Annotated in this window: 20 protein-coding genes; 7 read left to right on the top strand and 13 right to left on the bottom strand. The window is 27.8% G+C overall.

The window, feature by feature from the left end:
- Positions 1-135: 135 nt before the first annotated feature.
- The 6 genes from B5G32_RS03145 to B5G32_RS03115 form a co-directional block, all read right to left on the bottom strand.
- Positions 136-1,476, bottom strand: coding sequence for an MATE family efflux transporter (locus B5G32_RS03145; protein ID WP_087935829.1), 1,341 nt, complete (start codon positions 1,474-1,476; stop codon positions 136-138).
- 358 nt (positions 1,477-1,834) lie between these two features.
- Entirely contained in the window at positions 1,835-3,169 is a 1,335-nt protein-coding gene (gene mnmE / locus B5G32_RS03135) for a tRNA uridine-5-carboxymethylaminomethyl(34) synthesis GTPase MnmE (protein WP_087935828.1), read from the bottom strand.
- Between the two features lie 90 nt (positions 3,170-3,259).
- Positions 3,260-4,036: an ABC transporter ATP-binding protein gene (locus tag B5G32_RS03130; protein ID WP_087935827.1), complete on the bottom strand. Its 777-nt coding sequence runs from the start codon at positions 4,034-4,036 to the stop codon at positions 3,260-3,262.
- Positions 4,033-5,289, bottom strand: coding sequence for an FtsX-like permease family protein (locus B5G32_RS03125; protein WP_087935826.1), 1,257 nt, complete (start codon positions 5,287-5,289; stop codon positions 4,033-4,035). Before B5G32_RS03125 ends, B5G32_RS03130 begins: the two co-directional genes overlap by 4 nt.
- Before the next feature lie 14 nt (positions 5,290-5,303).
- Positions 5,304-5,939 carry a hypothetical protein gene (locus B5G32_RS03120; protein WP_087304817.1) on the bottom strand — a complete coding sequence of 212 codons (636 nt, stop codon included), beginning with the start codon at positions 5,937-5,939 and terminating at the stop codon, positions 5,304-5,306.
- A 1-nt stretch (position 5,940) separates the two neighbouring features.
- Positions 5,941-6,537, bottom strand: a complete 597-nt coding sequence (locus B5G32_RS03115) for a hypothetical protein (RefSeq protein ID WP_087935825.1) — start codon at positions 6,535-6,537, stop codon at positions 5,941-5,943.
- A 311-nt stretch (positions 6,538-6,848) separates the two neighbouring features.
- Here B5G32_RS03115 and B5G32_RS03110 point away from each other — a divergent pair, with 311 nt between their 5' ends.
- A complete protein-coding gene (locus B5G32_RS03110) occupies positions 6,849-8,519 on the top strand; it encodes an AAA family ATPase (protein WP_087304819.1) in 1,671 nt (556 codons plus the stop codon).
- A 538-nt stretch (positions 8,520-9,057) separates the two neighbouring features.
- Here B5G32_RS03110 and B5G32_RS03105 read toward each other — a convergent pair.
- The 7 genes from B5G32_RS03105 to rpmH all read right to left on the bottom strand — a co-directional run bounded on the left by B5G32_RS03105 (position 9,058) and on the right by rpmH (position 13,532).
- A complete protein-coding gene (locus tag B5G32_RS03105) occupies positions 9,058-9,294 on the bottom strand; it encodes a hypothetical protein (protein ID WP_087304820.1) in 237 nt (78 codons plus the stop codon).
- The gene (locus B5G32_RS03100; protein WP_087935824.1) at positions 9,287-11,029 is read right to left on the bottom strand and encodes an ABC transporter ATP-binding protein; all 1,743 of its coding nucleotides are present in this window, start codon (positions 11,027-11,029) and stop codon (positions 9,287-9,289) included. Before B5G32_RS03100 ends, B5G32_RS03105 begins: the two co-directional genes overlap by 8 nt.
- A 250-nt stretch (positions 11,030-11,279) precedes the next feature.
- A complete protein-coding gene (locus B5G32_RS03095; protein ID WP_087935823.1) occupies positions 11,280-11,459 on the bottom strand; it encodes a hypothetical protein in 180 nt (59 codons plus the stop codon).
- 79 nt (positions 11,460-11,538) lie between these two features.
- The gene (locus tag B5G32_RS03090; RefSeq protein WP_087297276.1) at positions 11,539-12,141 is read right to left on the bottom strand and encodes a Jag family protein; all 603 of its coding nucleotides are present in this window, start codon (positions 12,139-12,141) and stop codon (positions 11,539-11,541) included.
- A gap of 15 nt (positions 12,142-12,156) precedes the next feature.
- Positions 12,157-13,020 carry a YidC/Oxa1 family membrane protein insertase gene (locus B5G32_RS03085; RefSeq protein WP_087935822.1) on the bottom strand — a complete coding sequence of 288 codons (864 nt, stop codon included), beginning with the start codon at positions 13,018-13,020 and terminating at the stop codon, positions 12,157-12,159.
- Positions 13,021-13,022: 2 nt separating this feature from the next.
- Complete coding sequence (gene rnpA, locus B5G32_RS03080; protein WP_087245087.1) at positions 13,023-13,358, bottom strand: ribonuclease P protein component; 336 nt, start codon at positions 13,356-13,358, stop codon at positions 13,023-13,025.
- 39 nt (positions 13,359-13,397) lie between these two features.
- Complete coding sequence (gene rpmH / locus B5G32_RS03075) at positions 13,398-13,532, bottom strand: 50S ribosomal protein L34 (protein WP_003535525.1); 135 nt, start codon at positions 13,530-13,532, stop codon at positions 13,398-13,400.
- 510 nt (positions 13,533-14,042) lie between these two features.
- Here rpmH and dnaA point away from each other — a divergent pair.
- The 6 genes from dnaA to B5G32_RS03045 all read left to right on the top strand — a co-directional run bounded on the left by dnaA (position 14,043) and on the right by B5G32_RS03045 (position 21,427).
- Entirely contained in the window at positions 14,043-15,386 is a 1,344-nt protein-coding gene (dnaA, locus tag B5G32_RS03070; RefSeq protein WP_087245086.1) for a chromosomal replication initiator protein DnaA, read from the top strand.
- A gap of 149 nt (positions 15,387-15,535) precedes the next feature.
- A complete protein-coding gene (dnaN, locus tag B5G32_RS03065) occupies positions 15,536-16,639 on the top strand; it encodes a DNA polymerase III subunit beta (RefSeq protein ID WP_087245085.1) in 1,104 nt (367 codons plus the stop codon).
- Positions 16,640-16,690: 51 nt separating this feature from the next.
- On the top strand, positions 16,691-17,362 hold the full coding sequence (locus B5G32_RS03060; RefSeq protein WP_087935821.1) for a response regulator transcription factor: 672 nt from the start codon (positions 16,691-16,693) through the stop codon (positions 17,360-17,362).
- A 3-nt stretch (positions 17,363-17,365) separates the two neighbouring features.
- Positions 17,366-18,262 carry a sensor histidine kinase gene (locus B5G32_RS03055; RefSeq protein WP_239386180.1) on the top strand — a complete coding sequence of 299 codons (897 nt, stop codon included), beginning with the start codon at positions 17,366-17,368 and terminating at the stop codon, positions 18,260-18,262.
- Between the two features lie 85 nt (positions 18,263-18,347).
- A complete protein-coding gene (locus B5G32_RS03050) occupies positions 18,348-19,031 on the top strand; it encodes an ABC transporter ATP-binding protein (protein ID WP_087935819.1) in 684 nt (227 codons plus the stop codon).
- Entirely contained in the window at positions 19,028-21,427 is a 2,400-nt protein-coding gene (locus tag B5G32_RS03045; RefSeq protein ID WP_087935818.1) for an ABC transporter permease, read from the top strand. Before B5G32_RS03050 ends, B5G32_RS03045 begins: the two co-directional genes overlap by 4 nt.
- Positions 21,428-21,542 lie beyond the last annotated feature (115 nt).

Below are 21,542 nucleotides of genomic sequence, written 5' to 3'. Positions count from 1 at the left end.
CCGAACAAAAAAGAAAGACATATAAGGAAAATAGTACAAATTTATCAATTTGCATAAAAAATAAAAAGAAGTGGTAGATTTAATAAAAAATTCTACCACTTTGTCAACAGCCTGAAATCAGCTTTATAAGCTGATTTATACAAAAGCATGTTTTCTTACTTTTAAGTAACAGATCATTTGAGCACTTAATGTCAAAATCCATGAAATTGGATAAGAAATATAAAGAACAAAGAGAGAATGATTCATTTGGAAGACTGTAAATATCCAAATAACACGGAATAAACAGGCTCCTGTTAAAGAGATAAGCATAGGCATGACTGAGTATCCCATACCTCTTAAACTTCCTACAATGACATCCATAATACCACATAAAAAATAAGATGCACTGACAATACTTAAACGAATAAGCCCAGCAGAAATAACTTGTGGATCAGTTGAATAAATAGTTAATAAAACATCTCCTAACAAGTATGCTCCAAAACCTAAAACAAATCCAATAATACTAACAACAACTAAACATCTCACAAGAATTTGATTCACTCTTGAATAATTCTTTGCTCCCATATTTTGACTGGTAAAACTTAAGGATGTCTGATAAATAGAATTCATAGCCGTATAGACAAATCCTTCAATATTACTTGCTGAAGTATTTCCAGCAACAATAATAGATCCAAATGAATTCACTGATGATTGAATTAAAACATTTGAAATATTAAATACCATTCCTTGTAATCCTGCAGGTAATCCAATTTGCAACATTTTTATTAATTTATCTTTATGAAAACGTAATTGATCTTTAGATAATTTTAAAACACCATCAGCATGAATTAAACATCTTAACACTAATACTGCTGATATACATTCAGACATCATTGTTGAAATGGCGACTCCTGCAACACCTAAATGAAAAACAATAACAAAGATTAAATTGAAAATAACATTAATAATTCCTGCAAAAGTTAAATAATAAAGTGGTCTTTTGGTATCCCCAACAGTTCGTAATAAGGCTGCCCCAAAATTATAAACCATAAAACCAGGCATACCAATAAAATAGATATGCATATATATTGTTGATAAATCAATCACATTTTGAGGTGTTCCCATTAATTCCAAAAGTGGTCTTGCAAATATATTACCTACAAAAATCATAATAATTCCACCATAAATAGCAGTACAAATAGCCGTATGTACTGTTTCTGATGCATTTTTATCATCGTGAGCCCCACAAAATCTTCCAAATAAAACATTGGCTCCAACCGATATTCCTATGAACAGATTCACTAATAAATTGATTAATGAACTTGTTGATCCTACAGCTGCTAATGCATCACTGCCAGTAAATCTCCCCACAACAATAATATCAGCTGCATTAAATAATAATTGTAATATTCCTGATAGCATCAATGGCACAGAAAATATAATAATTTGTTTTAATAATGGACCATGACACATATCAATTTCATAACTTTTATTCATGATTTTCCTCCCCATTTCTTCGCTTGCATATTATAGCACTCTTTCATTAGAAAATATGATCTTTTCTTTTTTTGAAATGATATGATTGAATATTCAAGTTATTTCAATAAAAAAAGATGAATCAACTCATCTTTTTCATTTATTTTTAAATATCAGATATAGAATATAGAGAATAACACATTCCAAAAGACATGCTAAGGTAACAAGTATTGCAAAGTAACTAATCAGCGATAAAGTCTGATTTCCTCTATTAAATGCTGTTACAACTAAGAAAACAATAACACTTATTAACCCTATTCTTCTTAAATATTTAAAAAATTTATAATATCTTTCTGCTAAAAACTGATACTTTTTCACATTATTTACCTATACAAAAGCGTTTAAATAACTCATCCAGTAAGTCCTCTTTTGCTCTTTCTCCTAAAATCTCTTTTAAACTTTCCCAACTTTCATATAAATCTGTAACAATTAAATCAGTTGGCACATATTCTTGCATTGCTTGAATAGCATTTTTTAATGATTGATTTGCTTTTTCTAATAATTGAATTTGTCTTGCATTTGCAAGAATATCATCTTGTGATGAAGTAATTTGTCCTAATTCAAACATAGCTTTAATCTTTTGAATTAATGGTTCAATATCATGATTCTTAGCACTAATTGCAATACCATCAATATCTTTGATTTCTCCCTGATCCTTTTTATTAATGACAATAATTCTTTGTGTATCCTTTGATAACTCTAATAATTCATAATCTTCTTGAGTTAATGGTTGAGAACCATCTAATACCAATAATACTAAATCTGCTTTATGAACCAGTTCTTTTGATTTATGAACACCAATATTTTCAACAACATCATCAGTATCTCTGATACCCGCTGTATCAATCATATTTAAAACAATATGATCTAATCGAATCGTTCCTTCAACAATATCCCTTGTCGTTCCAGCAATATCTGTAACAATGGCTTTATCTTCATCTAATAAAGCATTTAACAAGCTTGATTTTCCAACATTAGGTTTTCCTATAATCACTGTTGAAATACCATCTTTTAATAAATGAACATTTTTAGATGAATCAATAATATGATTCATTTTTTCTTGTAATTGTATACTTTTAGGAAGTAGAGATTGAGCTGTTAATTCTTCAACATCTTCATATTCAGGATAATCAATATTGACTTCTATCTGTGTAATAATCTGAATGAGATCTTCTTTTAAATCTTCAATAAAATGACTGATATTGCCTTGAATTCCTCTTAATGCTAATTGAGAAGCATAATCATTTTTAGCACTAATTAAATCACTAATAGCTTCTGCTTGTGATAAATCAATACGTCCATTTAAGAAAGCACGTTTTGAAAACTCTCCATGTTCTGCCATACGTGCACCCATCTTTAAACAAAGATTCAAAACCTTTTGAGTAATAAAGATACCACCATGACAGTTAATCTCTACCATTTCTTCTCCCGTAAAAGTTCTATGTCCACGATATATATTAACCAAAACTTCATCAACTTTTTCATCTTGATCTTTAATAAATCCATATGTAATAGTATGACTTGCTTTATCCATGATTTTTCCAGTAAAAAACTGTTGAACAAAAGCAATACATCCTTTTCCACTTAAACGAATAATAGATATAGCTGCTTCTAATCTTGAAGTTGCTATAGCAACAATAATATCATCATTCATGAAATCATTTCCTTTCTTTTTCATATAGTATAACAATATCTTTTCAAAATATCTATGCAGATATAGAAAAAAGGAAACAAAAAGTTTCCTTCATCCATTTTGAAATAACATATATCTTTCTTGAGAATTCAATTTCACAATATGTTTAAAGTATTCATTTTGATTTTGAAAATCATCTCTATGCAACTGTTCTGTTATTTTTCCATCTTGTATATATAATAATCTTGATGCATAAGATGCAACCATAACATCATGAGTGACTAATACAATCGTTTTATGTTCTTTTTCATGAAATGCTTTTAAAATATTCATTAATTCAAAGGTATTTTGACTATCGAGATTTCCTGTAGGTTCATCAGCAATAATCATCTCTAGTTGCCCTATAAATGCTCTTGCTATGGCAACTCTTTGTTTTTGTCCTCCTGAACATTCTCCCGGATATTTTTTTAATATATCTTCAACTCCTATTTTATAAGAAATTTTTTGTACTCTTTCTTTAATCTTGTTGGTAGGGACATTATTCATTGATAAGGGAAAAGCAATGTTTTCTTCAATTGTTAAATAATCTAAGAGTTGATAATCTTGAAATATAAAACCAATTTTTTGATTTCTAAACTGACAAATTTCATAATCAGTGAAATGAGATAAGGGTTGACCATATAAATAAACCTGACCATCTGTAGGTTGATCCATCGTTGACAGACATTGAATTAAAGTTGTTTTTCCTGAACCCGATGGCCCCATAATAGCAATAAATTCTCCATCTTTCACTTCTAAAGAAACATGATCCAATGATTTCACTGGATAATCTGTCATCTGGTCATATATTTTTGTTAGACTTTGAGCCACTATAATAACATCATTCATAACAAATCCTCCTTTAAATATTGTTTTGTTGAATAATAACAAATCAGCATTGATATCAATACATTACATATAAAATAACCCATAATCACTGCAATAATAGTGAATGACATATGACTCAAGATATAGAATTTTATAAAAATAACAATAATATATAAACCTGGTAATAAACTCACCATCATATAGAAAAGTAACCATTCTTTTTTTAATAAAGTCAGTTGATGTATTTTTGTCATTCCCATTTTATGAATAAGTTGTAGTGATTTTTTCTTTTGATGATTCATCATTAAATTCTTATATGTCATACAAAACATAATCATTGGTAACATAATGATATAAGCTATAATCATTCTATACATCTCAATACTGTTATCAAGATTAAAACAAACCAAAGTGACCATAATAATACTTACAATCATAAATATTTGTATAAATAAAACTGTATATTTTAGTTTTAAAAAGATTTCACCATAGACAATCAGTTGATCAACTTGATTCAACCATTTTGTGCTTTTTTTCTTTTCAATAAATTCAGGTATAACATATCTTATGATTCCATATGTTCCTATAGCTCCTATAACTGAAAAGATAATATATGCTGTTGTTTGATGTTCATTAAAAATAGTTAATAATAAACCACAAAGATAAATAATGATATAAATTCGGCTTGAAAGAGTTATAAATGTTGCTTTTCGATATTTATTTTGTTTTGTTCCATTCAACATCTTGATTATATTTCCACGATACACATAGCCAATATTTAAAATCAAAGAAATCACATATAAACAAGACATCATTAATATTGTTTGAAAGAGTGTATCTTTTAAAATATAAACATCAGCATTGATATTTATAAGAACATATAAATAATTTATCATAGAAGGTGTTATCAAAATACCAAGTAGAATGCCTACAAGACTTCCGATGAAATAAAGACATGTATTTTGATAAAAAAGATAGAAAATAAATCTTTTATTTGTCATCCCACATATTTTCATTAAAGAAATCTCTTGATTCTTATTTTCTAAAACATAGATATTCGTATAAATAATCAGACATCCAGTAAACATCACAACAAATAGTGTTGTAGCTGAACCCATCATCATCTTACTATAATAACTGACATCTAATGCAAAATAAGGATCATATAGTAATGCTAAGAAAATATAACAGATTACAGCCATAATCATAATAGTTATACCAAATAATAAAGATATTTTCTTTTGCCTCAATAAATTTTTTATCGCAAATTTCATTGTTTACATCCCCTTTATGATTTTAACTGAGAAATATTACATTTTGCATCAGTATAAACATTTTTAGCATGTTCTTCATCAATCATTTCTAACATACCATAAGCATCATTATAAACTTCTAAATTTTCTTTTTCTTTGACAAAGAACAAATAATCTTTTTGTTGTTGTGCTCTAAAATAAGCTTCTGGTACAACCTCAACATATGCTGTACTTCTAATTTGATCTGGTAGCTGTTCTAAACTGCCTTTATCTAACAAAGTTTCTTTTGGATAGTTAGCATAAGTTGAAGCCGATACACTTCCACCATCTCGCCATATAGTCACTTGTTGATCTAATTGACCTTTGATCATCTTCTTAATTGTAATTTTCATACTTTGTTTAATTTTTCCATTATCATAAATTTGAGATTTGTCATATTGATCCATTGTTCCAACAAAAACATAATCCACTTGATTCATCATATCTTGAGGATCAGTCATATCATATTTTTTATCTACTCTTTCTAATTGGGCACATAACTTATCCATATTATAATAAGTATGATAACCATTCACATCTGTAGTATTCGCATCATCAAAACTAGGAACATCTGCTTTTCCACATCCTACTAATACAAAACTCATTAAAATCATCAATATTTTTCTTTTCATTTTATTTATTCTCCTGTTTATTTTGTATATATTGATTTAAAATAGTATCAATTTTCTGGCCATCATCTTGAAGAATCATAGCATTAATCAGATTATATGTTTTCCCATCTTTTAATTGAAAATAATAATCATATGTGTTCATTTCTGTTGCAAGATTTGATCCGGGAATTTTCATAAATCTTGTAACTTTTTGGACTTGAACATGATCAATCTGATCATAATGAACATGATGAAGTTGTTCTTTTCCTTTAAGCACATCTCTTGCATATTTTATTCTTTCTTTAAAAGTTTTATTATCAACATAATGAATTCCAGAATCATCAAACTCTACAAATAACTGACTATGTGGCTGTATAGATAAAGTATTCATTTCACCTAATCCTAATCCATAAGCAATAACTTGAATGACTATAAATAAAATCATTGTTCCAACCAAAACAGATAAGCTTGTATTAACACCATAATACATCGCAACACCTAATAAACATGAAAGAATGACTTGAATAAAAATCTTTCTTTTTAATAATGACTTTGTTAATCTTCTTCCAATGCTCACTTTATTCGTTGTTTTTTGAAAACCTAAATGACTCTTTAACATATCATTTTCCTCCTCACATTTGATTTTCTTTCCTTTTCTGCCTTCATTGAACACTATAGAGTCACTTTACAGTCAAGTCTTTTTTGAAAAAAAACTTGATTTTTATTCATTTTATTGCTTACAGCATATATCTATCTATATTTTTATCATATTCTTTTTGACATATTTATCAATAGAAGTACCACCAACAACACTTTATAGACTTATTCTACTTTTGTTGTTTAAAAATCTCATTATTGAACCCTATCTATCTCAATGACTTTTATAAATTGCTATGGTATAATGTAATCATAAAGAAAGGAAAGATTATAATGAAGCGTATCACAACAGGAACAGAAAATTTTAAAGAATTCATGGATAAGAATTATTATTATGTTGATAAGACAATGCTTATAGATGATGTCTTAAGTGATAAGGTCATGCTGTATACAAGACCTAGACGTTTTGGAAAAACGTTAAACATGAGTATGCTTTATTATTTCTTTTCTAATCAGGAAAAAGAGAATACTTATCTTTTTGAGGGTTTGAATGTATCAAAACATCAACATCTCATGCTTCATCAAAATCAATATCCTGTCATTTTTCTATCTTTGAAAGATTTATCTAGAGAAAATATGAATTTGCAAATAGATAAATTTAAAGCTATGATTTCAAAAGTTGTTGAAGATTATTTTGAATTAAAGGACAGTCCATATTTAAGTGAAGCTGAAAAATTAATCATTGATAACTATCATTATAAAAAATCTTCTGAGAGTGATTTAAGAGATGCTTTGTATAACTTGAGTATTTTTTTAGAAAAACATTATCATCAAAAAGTCATCATTCTCATAGATGAATATGATGTGCCTTTACAGAGTGCCTATCATCATGGTTACTATGATGAAATGGTTGATTTTATAAGAAGTGTCTTTTCATCTGCTTTAAAAACTAATGATGCACTGGAAAGAGGAGTATTGACTGGCTGTCTTAGAATATCTAAAGAAAGCATCTTTACAGGTCTTAACAACTTTACAGTCAGAACCATCACGGATGTAGAGGCATCTGATTGCTTTGGATTAACCCAAGAAGAAATTGATGAACTTTTGAAATACTATAATCTTATGGATAATCGTCAAGAGATGAAGGAATGGTATGATGGCTATCTGTTTGGAAAGACGGAAATCTATAATTCATGGAGTGCCTTGAACTATGTCAAGAAATTACTGAATGATGATCATTTTCAGGCTGTATCTTTCTGGGCGAATACCAGCAGCAATGATCTTGTTAAAACATATATCGAATATGCAACGATGACAATGAAGGAAGAATTTGAAAGATTGATCAATGGTCAAAGCATCATCAAGAAGATTGTTCCTGAACTGACGTATCGAGAAATGGACTTTCATAGTATTCAGACAATGAATGACAATGTCTATAGTTTTCTGTTGTTTACTGGTTATCTGAAAATCAAGAGTAAGGTTGATAATGATCATCCTTATACCTATGAACTTGTGATTCCTAATAAAGAAGTCAAATATATCTATGAAGATATCTTTATGAAATGGTTTGACAGCTATCAAAGAAAAAGAGATTTGTCATTCATAGAAGCTTTGATACAAGAAGATGTCATGAAAGCTAATCGCTTATTGCAGGATGTTCTCCAACAGAGCATCAGCTATTATGATAACTATGAAAACTTCTATCATGGTTTCATGGTAGGCTTTTTAAAGGCTAATGGTTATACAGTTCAATCCAACAGGGAAAGTGGAGAAGGAAGATTTGATATAGCAGTGCTTCCTTACAGTATACTTGATACAGCACTGATTATAGAATGTAAACATTCAACTGGTATCAAGGAACTAAGAAAAGACAGTGCCAAAGCAAGTGAACAGATTATCAGACAGAAATATATTGAAGGACTGATAGAAGAAGGATACGAACATGTCATAGGATATGGTATATCTTTCTATAAAAAACAATGCATTATAACAAAAGCAGAATAATTTCTGTTTTTAATACTAACAATTATAAACAAAAGCAATGAATCTTTATAGAATCATTGCTTTTATTTTATCTTTTAAAAATACTTTTTTCTATGACAATAAGGACATTCATTTAATGATTTTGAAATGAAATGTTTATATAGTTTTTTCCCGCAATGAGGACATTTCCATGATGTCAGCCATAATACTATAGACAATACCAGAAATAAATCACTTCCTATATAACAAAACCATGCAACATACTCATTAGCATAAATAGGGAAAAAATAATTTGAATCTTGAGAAAATAACATACCCATTAAAGCTAAAAACACACACATCACTATGAATATATATAATACATTTACAACATTTCTTTTATTTTTAAAAAATTCTTTCATAACCTTATAAATTTGAACGATGATATATCTTTCAAATATATCCTCCTTTCTTTATTATTTATAAACATAACATAAAAATATGAAAAACTTGTGTCACAAAATATTTTATCATATGTAAAAAGGTTCTGACTTTAAAATAAGTCAAAACCTTAATAATATTAACAATAGTTTTGTAAATACATAGTGGGATAATCTTTATATTTTTGAGCTTCTTTTTCATCTAAGAAAATAGAATAATGAATTTGTTGAGATGAAATTTGATGAGGTCCACTACAGTTACCAAATCCTTCAATTTCAAAAGTATAAGATTTCTCATTTCCTTTTACATTAATGACTGTCCCACTCATGACGATACCTTGTACAATAAAATAGACAGTTTGTCCTTCTTTAAGCATTTTCTTCCAATCCTTCAAATTGTAAACGATAATATTTCGCATAAACATTATTTTTATTTAATAAGAACTGATGTGTTCCTCTCTCTACAATACCATTATTACCAATCACAATAATTTCATCAGCATTTCTAATTGTAGAAAGTCTATGAGCAATTGTAATACAAGTACGATTCTTTGATAAGGCTTCTAGACTTTTTTGAATATGACGTTCACTTTCATTATCCAATGCACTTGTTGCTTCATCAAGAATTAAAATCTTTGGATCTTTTAAGAATATTCTCGCAATAGAAATACGTTGTTTTTGTCCTCCACTTAAACGTGTACCTCTTTCACCAACATATGTATCATAACCATCAGGTAAACTCATAATAAAATCATGAATATTGGCTTTTTTAGCTGCTTCAATAATTTCTTCATCACTAGCATCTGGTTTTCCATAAGAAATATTCTCTTTGATAGACCCAGTAAATAAATATACATCCTGTTGTACAATCCCAATAGATTGGCGTAATGATTTGAGAGTTAATTTTCTAATATCTTGACCATCTATTTCAATACTTCCACCTGTTACATCATAAAAACGAAGTAACAATGAACAAATGGTTGTTTTTCCTCCACCAGATGGACCAACTAATGCAATAGATTTTCCTGAATCAATATGAATATTGAGATGATCTAATACTTTTTCATCATCATATCCAAAGCTCACATCTTTATAATCAATAACACCCTGAACATTAACTAAATCATGACTGTCTGGAGCATCTTGAATTTCAACTTGAGTTTCCATCACTTCATTGAATCTTTTGAATCCTGAATAACCTTTTTGAAGCATTTCTGTAAATTCTACTAAGACTTCAATTGGAGTAATAAAGATATTAATATATAAAGCATAAGTTGCAAGAGCGACAGGTTCTAATGATCCTTCAGCAATAAAGAATCCCCCAGCAACTAAAATCGTAACATATAAAAGTCCCTGAAAGAAATTGTTACCACCTTGGAATTTTCCCATACAATGATAATTATTTTTCTTACTTTGTAAAAATCTTTCATTACTTCTTGCAAATTTATGTCTTTCAATATCTTCATTTGCAAAAGATTTCACAACTCTAATTCCAGCTAAAGTATCCTGTAAAGAGGCATTAACACCTGCAATCTTTTGACGATTATCCATAAATGTCTGTTGCATAGATTTGTTTTGTTTTAATGAAAACAACAACATACATAATGTTACAATCATCAATAAGATAGTTAAAGGAACATGAATATACATTAATAAAATAAATGAACCTATAATTTTAAGTAATGATATAAATACATTTTCTGGTCCATGATGAGCAAACTCACAAATATCAAATAAATCACTTACTAACTTACTCATCATTTCCCCTGTATTATTACGGTCATAATAAGAAAAAGATAATTGTTCAAACTTATCAAATAAATCTTTTCTCATATCTCTTTCCATTTGAGCACCCATAATATGTCCCTGTGCTGATACATAATATTTACATAATGCACGAATAGCATACATAATCAGTAAAAAGATGGCTAACCAGAATAAACTTTGAATAATTGTCTGATGATCAGCGATATATAATGTATCATTTAAATAATTTAAGATTTGAGGAAAAGCCAAATCAATAAGACTGATAATCATGGCACAGATCATATCTAAAAAGAAAACTGTTTTATATGGTTTATAATATTGTATAAACTTTCTCATAATCTTCATAATATACCCTCCATTCTACAACTTTTCCCATTATAACATATCTAAAAAAAAAGAAAACATTTCTGCTTTCTTACTCATCAAATATATTAAAAATATCTATTTTATTCTCTAATAAATAAGCTTTTTGATCTTTGATTATATCATTTCCATTGATGATATATACTTGTTGATCATCTAATTCAATTTGATATGTGGATCCTTTTGTTTTTTCATAATCCTTTTGAGCATTTTGAACATGAATAGACTGATTTCATGTCTTAACTAATAAATCAATCTTATCTTGATTGTGAATGGAATATTGAATCGGCTTTTCTTGTTTTCCATAAATCGTTAATGTTTCATATTGATAAGAAGGTTGCTTCATTTTTAAACTTGACCCTCCTACCACAACAATAAACAATACAAGTATGGCTATGATTTTTCTTTTCATGATTCCCACTCAAGTTCATTCTATCATAAACAAATGAAAATCTTATGTATAATTAAAAAAACTCTATCCATGATAGAGTTTAATCAACATATGAAATTGTCGTAAATCTTCCTTTTCCTTCTCCCTGACTTTCAGTTTTTAAATGTGGACCCATTTCAGAAATTGTTTGATGAATCACTTTTCTTTCATCAGCAGGTAAAGGATCAAGTTTCACATCTATCTTTGTACGTAAGACTTGTTTACCAAGTCTTTTTGCCATAGCTGAAACTTTTCTATATCTATTTTCTTTATATCCATTAATATCTAAGCTAATTTCAAATCTTTTCTTAAATTCATTTTGTACAGCTTGTCTTGCGATAAAATTAAATGCTCTTAGAATAACCCCATTTTTACCAATTAAAATAGAATTATTATCTGTATTAATATTACAATAAATACGTCCATCTTGAGTATATGAAACAGTTTCTACTTGAAATTCCATATTTGTAAGTGTCTTTCTTACAAAGTTTTCTAAATATTCCTGAACCATACTCTGACAATAACATTCAATCACAACTTTTTTAGAAAATAATCCCTTTTTTTCTTCAATAATTTCATATGTCAATTCATCAGGAGTAATTCCTAAATCTTGGCAAGCATGTTGAATCACATCATCTAATGTTTTTCCTTCATATGTCTTCATAGTTTTGCCCAGTCCTTATTTATCTTTTTTCTTTTCAATGTGATATAGTTGAATATAAACTGTTCTTGCAATTGTAATTAAACTTGTTGTAATCCAGTATAATGACATTGCTGTTGGCATTGATACTGCAAACCATACAATCATAACAGTCATGACAATATTCATTGTTTTCATTGATTGTTGTTGTTTTGAAACCTTATATCTTGGATTTCTCTTTAACATAATATTATTGATTTCAATCGCAAAATATTGTGTTAAACCAACCAATGCTACAATAACGATATAAGCCCATTCTCCTTCTGTAATGGCTGATATTGGCGTAATTCCTAATTTTAATCCAAATAATGTTGAAGTATACAATATTTCAACTCTTTGCACTGCCTGCCAAACTGCAAGCATGATTGGTAATGTCAAGAATGTTGAAAAACTGCTTAACATGCTGATATTATGCTTTTTATATAAAGCTTGAATTTCAGCACTTTGACGCATTTGAGAGGCCTGATCTCTTCTTCCAGCATATTTTCTTTGAATTCTTTCCATTTCTGGTTGAATTAATTGCATCTTTTGAGTTGACTCTGTTGATTTAATCATGATAGGTAAAATCAGAATATTGATGAAAATTGTCATTCCCACAACACCCCAAGCAACATTACCTAACATATTACTGATAAATAAAATACCTCTCGCAATTGGATAAGTTAAAATAAAATCAAAAAAACCTAAATTCTTTAAACTCCAAGGAGTTGACTCATTAATAGCACGTGATGCAATCAGTTGTCCATTTTGATCAAGATTACTTGTACATCCAACTAATACGAAGACCACAGCTACTAAAGCAAATGCTTTTAAAAATTTCTTTGTACGTTGATCTAAATACATTGTTACTTTTCCATCCTTCTATTTATTTTATTATATAGAGATACAAGGCTTTCTAAATTATCATGATAATTCTGATTTAAAAACTGATATCTCACTATAATAATAAAATCCATCTTTTGATTGTTATCAAAAACCTGCTGAACCATCATTCTGACTTGTCTTTTTATTCTATTTCGAACAACAGCATGACCTAATTTTTTACTTACTGAGATTCCCACTCTTAAATGATCTTTGTTTTGATCAAAATAAATGACAAACTGTCTGTTTGCTATTGATTTTTTCTTTTTAATGATGGATTGGAAATCTTCATTCTTCTTAATTCGATACTCTTTTTTCATATTTTTTTAGAAAAAAAACCACATTAAAGTGGAATTTTTTTAGGCAGATAAAACTTTTCTTCCTCTCTTACGGCGACGAGCAAGTACTTTTCTTCCGCCTACTGTTGCCATTCTAGCTCTAAAACCATGAGTTTTTGATCTTTTTCTCTTATTTGGTTGATATGTTCTTTTCATTGATTACACCTCCAAAATAATAAATTTTTTATACACAATAACATATGCCCCATTATTATATGGGTTTTGCTTTTATAAGTCAATGAAAATATAGAAAATTATTTGATTATTCAAGCATTTTCTTTCCTGATAAAGTTCTATTTACTTTCATTTGTGCATATCATTTATCATGAGTATTTACGTCTATTCACAACTTATGCACAAACGCTTAAAAGTTATTCACAATTGTGCATAACTCTACATTTATTCACTTATATCGACATTTTTCTTGTGCATTATTTGTTTCTTTTTATGTGAATTAAAAAAATAAAATCATTTTGTGCACAATTATGCACATAGCATAACTTTTTATGCACAATTTCGATATCATGAAATTTGTGTAAAACTAAAAAAAGCCCGTCAATTCAATATAATTTGATGTGCATAACTATGTGAATAACTTGTGCGTATTTTTTTTCATCTTCTATTTATTCACTTTTTCCTTTATAATGTGTCTTGGAGATGGTGAAAATGAACAATTTAGATATGAACTGGCAAAAAACTTTAAGTTTATTCCAAGGAAAACTTGATGATTATGGATTAGATAAAATTACTTTTGATTCTTTTTTCACTACCTTAGAAATCAAAGACATTGTAGGAAGTGTCGTGACGATCACCATTGATACAAAATGGAGCTTAGATGTTGTAGAACCTTATTTAACGCATTTACAGGAAATCTACAATACTGTCACAAATGGACACTATCAGCTACATTTAATGACTGAAGAAGATTTTAAACAAAGTCATGCCAAACAAGAACATTTATTACATTTTGATGATCACTTAAATCCTGATTTGACTTTTGATAATTTCGTTATTGGAAACAGTAATAGAATTGCTCAAAATGCATCTTTAGCGGTTGCTATGAAACCTGGTATTTCTTATAGTCCATTATTTATTCATAGTAATTCAGGATTAGGAAAAACACATTTATTAAATGCTATTGGAAATTATGCTAAAAAACGTGATCCATCTATAAATGTTTTATTTACAACAAGTGAGAACTTTGTGAATGAATATATTCAATCATTAGCTAACCATGCAATGGATGAATTTAACTATAAATATCGTCAAATGGATATATTATTAATAGATGATATTCAATTCATGGCTACAAAAGAATCATCAAGTGAGATCTTTTTCAACATTTTTAATACTTTAATTAGTAATAAAAAACAGATTGTCATTACTTCAGATAAACCGCCACGTGATCTAAAGGGAATGGAAAGTCGATTAGTCAGTCGATTTTCATCTGGTTTAACAGTAAGTATTGATACACCAGAATTTGAAACGGCTAAAGCCATTTTAAGAAAGAAAATAGAAATTGAAAATGTTGATTATCCAATAACGGAAGAAGTTTTAGACTTTATTGCCACTCATTTTAATACTGATGTCAGAGAACTAGAAGGAAGTTTAAAAAGATTATTATTTTATAAGCTCATATGTGGTAAAAAATTAGATATTATTGACTTGAATTTTGCCTTAGAAGCCTTTAGTGATTCTTATAGTCAGCCAACACAAAAAAAAGAATTAACTGTTTCAAATATAAAGAAATGTGTTGCTGATTATTATAATTTAACGGTCGCTCAAATTAATTCTAAATCAAGAACATCTAGTATTATTGTCGCAAGACATATTGCCATGTATTTAGTCAGAGAACTCATTGAAGATATTTCATTCATTCAAATTGGTCATGAATTTGGTGGAAGAGATCATTCAACTGTCATGAAAGCTTGTCATAAAGTTCAACAGAAATTAGAAAAAGATATGAATTATCGTCAAGCTATTCAAGATATTAAAAAGAAACTTGTGTAAAAGTTATGCACACTTATCCACAACTTATGCACATCATAAAAATAAAAAAACAATGAATAAAACGTCACTTTTTTTCACTTATGCATATTGTGCACAATATTATTATTATGTTATTATTTAAATAATATAAAATATAAAGGAGATCATTTATGAATTTTAAGATTAAAAGATTGGAATTATTGAATGCTCTAACTAAAGTTTCAAGAGCTGTTTCTATAAAAAGTCCATTACCTGTTTTAACTGGTATTAAATTTGATTTAAAAGAAGATGAACTTATTTTAACTGGTAGTGATAGTGATATTACAATTCAAACAAGTATTCAAGACCATATTGATATTATTGAACCTGGTAGTGTTGTTTTATCATCTAAATATATATTAGAAATTATTAAAAAGATTGATTCTGAAGATGTACATATTTTTATTGTAGATGGAACACTTACAAGAATTGAAGGAGCTAACTCTCGTTTTGATTTAAATGGAACATCTTATATTGATTATCCTCGTATTGATTTAAATAAAACAGGTGTTAATTTACAGATGAAATCTATTGATTTAAAAGAAGCCATTGAACAAACTTCATTTGCGACAAGTGAAAAAGAAACAAGACCTGTTTTAACAGGAGTTAACTTCAAAGCTAAAGATCATGTTTTAGAATGTATTGCGACAGATAGTTATCGTTTAGCAAAACGTATTTTAAATATTGATTCTGATATTTCATTTAATATTATTATTCCTAAAAAGAGTTTAATTGAAATCAGCCGTATTATTGAAAAAGATGAACTGATTGATTTATATGTATCTGATCGTAAAGTTTTATTTGTTTTTGATCATGTTTTAATTCAAACAAGATTAATTGATGGAACTTTCCCTGATACAAGTCGCTTAATTCCTGATAGTTTTGATTACTCTATGAGTATTGATAGCACAAGTTTATTAAATTCTATTGATAGAGCATCATTACTGACAAATGAACAAACAAATATCGTTAAACTCACAATGAATCAGGATACAGTGATCTTATCTTCATTCTCTCAAGAAATTGGGTCAGTAGAAGAAAACTTATCTAGAGCTTTCTATAAAGGTGAACCTTTAAAAATTTCATTTAGTGCCAGATATTTAACTGATGCTATTAAGAGTATTAACGGACAAAAAGTGAGAGTCTTATTTACTGGTGAAATGAAACCATTTATTATTAAAGACTTTGAAAGAGAAGATATTATTCAATTGGTTTTACCTGTGAGAACTTATTAAGCTAATCTATTCACGATTAGCTTTTTTTGTTATAATTTGAATGGTGGTATTATGGAAAAAATTTTACTGGTTGAAGATGATTTACAAATAGTTAAGCATTTAAATTCTTATTTAAGAGAAAATGGTTATCATTTAATAGCTGTTGATGGTCAAAAAAAGGCTATGCAAATACTCCAACAACAATCTATAGATTTAATCTTATTAGATATTTCATTAAAAGAAGGTAATGGCTTTTCTTTATATAATGAAATTAAAGCTTATTATGATATTCCTATTATTTTCTTAACAGCCCAAAGTGATGAATTTAGTATTATTACAGGACTTGATTTAGGAGCAGATGATTATATATCAAAACCATTTCAACCTCGAATACTTTTATCACGTATTCAAAATATTTTAAGAAGATATAAAAAACAAGATCAGATATTCCAATATCAGAATCTTCAAGTTTATATTTCTCAGGCTAAAGTCTTTAAAAATCATCAGCAAATCTTTTTGTCAGCTTTAGAATATAAATTATTGTTAATATTTGTACAACATGCTCATCATTTACTAGCAAGAGAATTTTTATTAGAAGAACTTTATCAGATGACAGGTGAAGATATGAATGATAATACTTTGACTGTTTATATTAAAAGATTAAGAAATAAGATAGAAGATCAACCTCAACATCCCCAAATCATACAAACCAAAAGGGGATTGGGTTATCAACTGGGAGATTAGATCATGTATATCATTATATTCTTACTATGTTGTATTATAGTTAGTTTATGTTTTTACATCTATAAACAAAATAAAAAAATTATTTCTATTTCTAAACAAATCAATGATATTTTATTTCATCATAATGATTTTTATATTCAAAAATATAAAGAGGGAAATCTTTCTATCTTAGAGAGTGATATATGTAAATTAGTCAATAAGATTTATGAACAAAATCATTTATTAGAAAATGAAAAACTGATTCTAAAAGAATATCTGGAAGATATATCTCATCAAATGAAAACACCTTTAACAGCTTTAAATTTAATTCATGAAAGATTAAAGAAAGCAGAAGGCAATGAAAAAAGACAATTATTAAAAGAAGAAAAGAAATTATTAGATAAAATTGAATGGCTCGTGATGAGTTTATTAAAAATGGCGCAATTAGATGCCCAGACAGTCACTTTTCATCAGGAAAGTATTACACAGAAAGATTTTGTTTTGCAGTTATTAAATCCATTTGAAATACAAATAGATATGAAAGATATTCAATTACAAATTAATATTCAAGAATCAGAGATATTCAAATGTGATATTTTATGGACTTTAGAAGCTGTATCTAATATCTTAAAAAATTGTATAGAACATGTTGAACAAAATGGAATCATTCATATAGAAATGAATCAAAATCCTTTATATGATGAAATCATTATTCAAGATAATGGTTGTGGTATTGATCAGGAAGATTTAATTCATCTATTTGAAAGATTTTATAAAGGAAAAAATGCAAAGCAGGATAGTGTAGGTATAGGTTTAGCTTTGAGTTCTATGATTATTGAAAAACAAAATGGAACAATTCAAGTAGAAAATACATATCCTGGCACAAAATTTACAATTCATTTATATAAAGAAAATGTATAGATATTTGATTATGACAAATCTGTCACTTTATTGTCACGGGTTTGTCATTTTTATTTGATACAATACAATTGAGGAGGGAGAATATATGGCAATACTAGAAGTTAAAAATTTAACAAAAATATATGGAAATGATGAAAATAAGGTTGTAGCCTTAGATCATGTTTCATTTACTATTGAAAAAGGTGAATTTATAGCTATTGTAGGTTCATCTGGATCAGGGAAGAGTACATTACTGCATTTGATTGGTGGTGTTGATAAACCAACAAGTGGTGAAGTGATTGTCAATGGACAGAATGTCTATAAAAAGAATGAAAATGAATTAGCCATATTTAGAAGAAGGGAAGTAGGGTTGATTTATCAATTTTATAATTTAATTCCTATATTAACCGTTGAAGAAAATATGACATTGCCAGTATTGCTGGATAATAAACAAGTGAATCAGGAAAAACTGGATGAATTACTACGTATATTAGATTTGAAATCAAGAGAAAAACATCTACCAAGAGAACTTTCAGGAGGACAGCAACAACGTGTATCAATAGGAAGAGCATTGATGAATGCGCCATCACTGGTTCTTGCGGATGAACCAACAGGAAATCTTGATTCAAAAAACAGTAAAGAAATCATAGATTTACTGAAATTAACACAAAAAAGATATAAACAGACCTTAATTATGATTACTCATGATGAAAATATAGCGATGCAGGCAGATAGAATCATAGTGATAGAAGATGGAAAGATAAAAAAAGATGAGGTTATCAGAAAATGAAAATCATGAATACATTGACCTTAAGATATCTGAAAGCCAATAAAAAAAGAAGTTTATTGACATTACTATGTATTATGGTATCAGTGATCATGATGAGCTGTGTAGGAATAGCTTTTTCATCAGGTAAAGCCTATTATAAAAGTTATATAGAAAAAACAAGAGGAGATTACCATTATCGCATTGTTGATAATAGACAAGAAATTATTGATTTAATAAAAGATGATTCTCAAGTCGATGAATATTATTTTTCTTGTACAACACAACTTGATTATCAAGATTCACAGTTATATATGAAGTCTGGTGATTCATTATATTTTCAAAAGAAAGGACTCTATGATTATATTATTGATGGAAGATTACCTGTTAATAAGAATGAAATTGTCATAACACCAGAATTTTTAAAAATGAATCATATTGATAAAAAAATAGGAGATCAGATAACATTTGATAATCAACAAACATATACAATTGTAGGATTTATGAATAGTTATCAATCTCAAGATTTCATGGGATATATATATCAGGCATTTTCTTATATAGATTTAACTCAAGATTATACAATGTATATTAAAGATAAAGATGTTTCCAAAAATATATTTCAGCATGTACAAAATTTAAAGGAAAAAATACAAAACATGGAGAGTACAACATCTTCCAAATATTATATACCATATAATTCATCTTATTTGGCTGTACAGAATATCTTTGAAGAAGGTTTAACTGCTGGATATACAGATGTATATCATATGATTTATATTATGATTGGTATTATTAGTTTTGTATCTGTGATGATTATATATCAGGCATTCCATCTATCAACAACAGATCGTATTCAATATCTTGGGATGCTTTCAAGCGTAGGTGCTACGCCTAAACAAAAGAAATGTTCTGTTTATTTTGAAGGATTCATATTATCCGTTATTGCGATACCATTTGGAATTCTATGTAGTTTTATAGGATTAAATATTGCTTTTTCATTTGCTAATCAAATGAAAATTTTAAAAGATCTCAACTTATCTATTCATACGCAAATCTCACCATTATATTTATGTCTCGTTATTATAGGTTCGTTTTTGATTACTTTTATCGCATTATATATACCTGCAAGAAGAATATCAAAAATATCTGTGATGGATGCTTTAACGAAAAGTGATGAAGTTAAAGTGAAAAAGAAAAGACTTCAATTAAATCGTTTTTTATCAAAATTTTTAAATGTTTCATGGCAATTGTCTATTAAAAATTATAAAAGACAAGGAATCAAATCCAGAGTTATTATTATTTCCTTAATGTTATCAATGATTATCTTTGTTTCTATGACAAGTTTTGGTAAAAATTTTATTAATACTGTCAAAAAAGAAAGTGGTATTCATGATTATGATATTTCAGTTTCAGACGTTGAAATGAAAAATAGACAAGATGTCATTGATATTTTAAATAACAGTCAATATGATAATGACTATTATTTGAGAGGATTAGAATTTGTTAATGTAGATATTAATCCTGATTATTTAACATATGAAAGTCCAAAAACTATAGGAATTTATATTCAGTGTATAGATGATCAAAGATTTAATCAATTATGTGAGGATAATGGTATTCAGCCATCAAATGATTTAGCATTAACATATAATCAATCTTTAATCTTAAGTGAAAATGAAACAGAAATTTCGTCAGTTTATAAAAAAATGGACAGAAACTTCATTCAAGATATATATATCAGTTATCTAGATGAAAAAACTGAAAAAGAAAAGAAGATAGATATTCAAAATTTTCAAGATATTCAAATGATAGAAACATCTGATGAATATAATATAATGAATCCTTATGAATTAACTTTTATTGTTTCCACAGACTATTTTGAAAAAGAGTTTGGGTCTACGAATATAGAAATTTATATTCAGACACAACAACATGAACAATTAAATCAAGAATTGGAATCTTATGGATTAAGCAGTTACGATGAAACATCAGCTAATCAGGAAAGAATTGAGTTTATGACAATTGTAGAGATATTTGTTTATGGTTTTGTCACAATTATGTTGATATTTACACTAATGAATATCTTAAACATGATGAGTGCCAGCATAGAAAAAAGAAAAAAAGAATTTGCAATGTTCATGAGTATAGGAATGAGTGTCAATGATATGAAAAAAATGTTATGGAAAGAATCTTCTATTTATGGCATAAAATCATTTGTATATAGTTTACCATTCTGTATAATAATAGAATTTCTATTATATAATTTATCTTTTAACACTATACCTTTTAGACCATCATGGATAGCTTATTTGATATCATTTATTGTGATGATGATAGTGATGATCTTAACATTTAAATTAGGATTAAATCGTTTTAGAAAACAGAATATTATAGAAACATTAAAAGATGATATGTAGTCAAAAAGACTATATATCATTTTTTAGCTTATATTTAGCTTATAAGAGGTTTTTATATAAAAATGAGATTTATCACTTTTTTTATAAATATTGAATATAAGCCATAAAAACTATC

Source organism: Massilimicrobiota sp. An80, from assembly GCF_002159255.1.
Taxonomy (GTDB): domain Bacteria; phylum Bacillota_I; class Bacilli_A; order Erysipelotrichales; family Coprobacillaceae; genus Allocoprobacillus; species Allocoprobacillus merdigallinarum.
The sequence above is the reverse complement of the archived record's forward strand: the minus strand, read 5'-3'. Positions and strand labels throughout refer to the sequence as shown.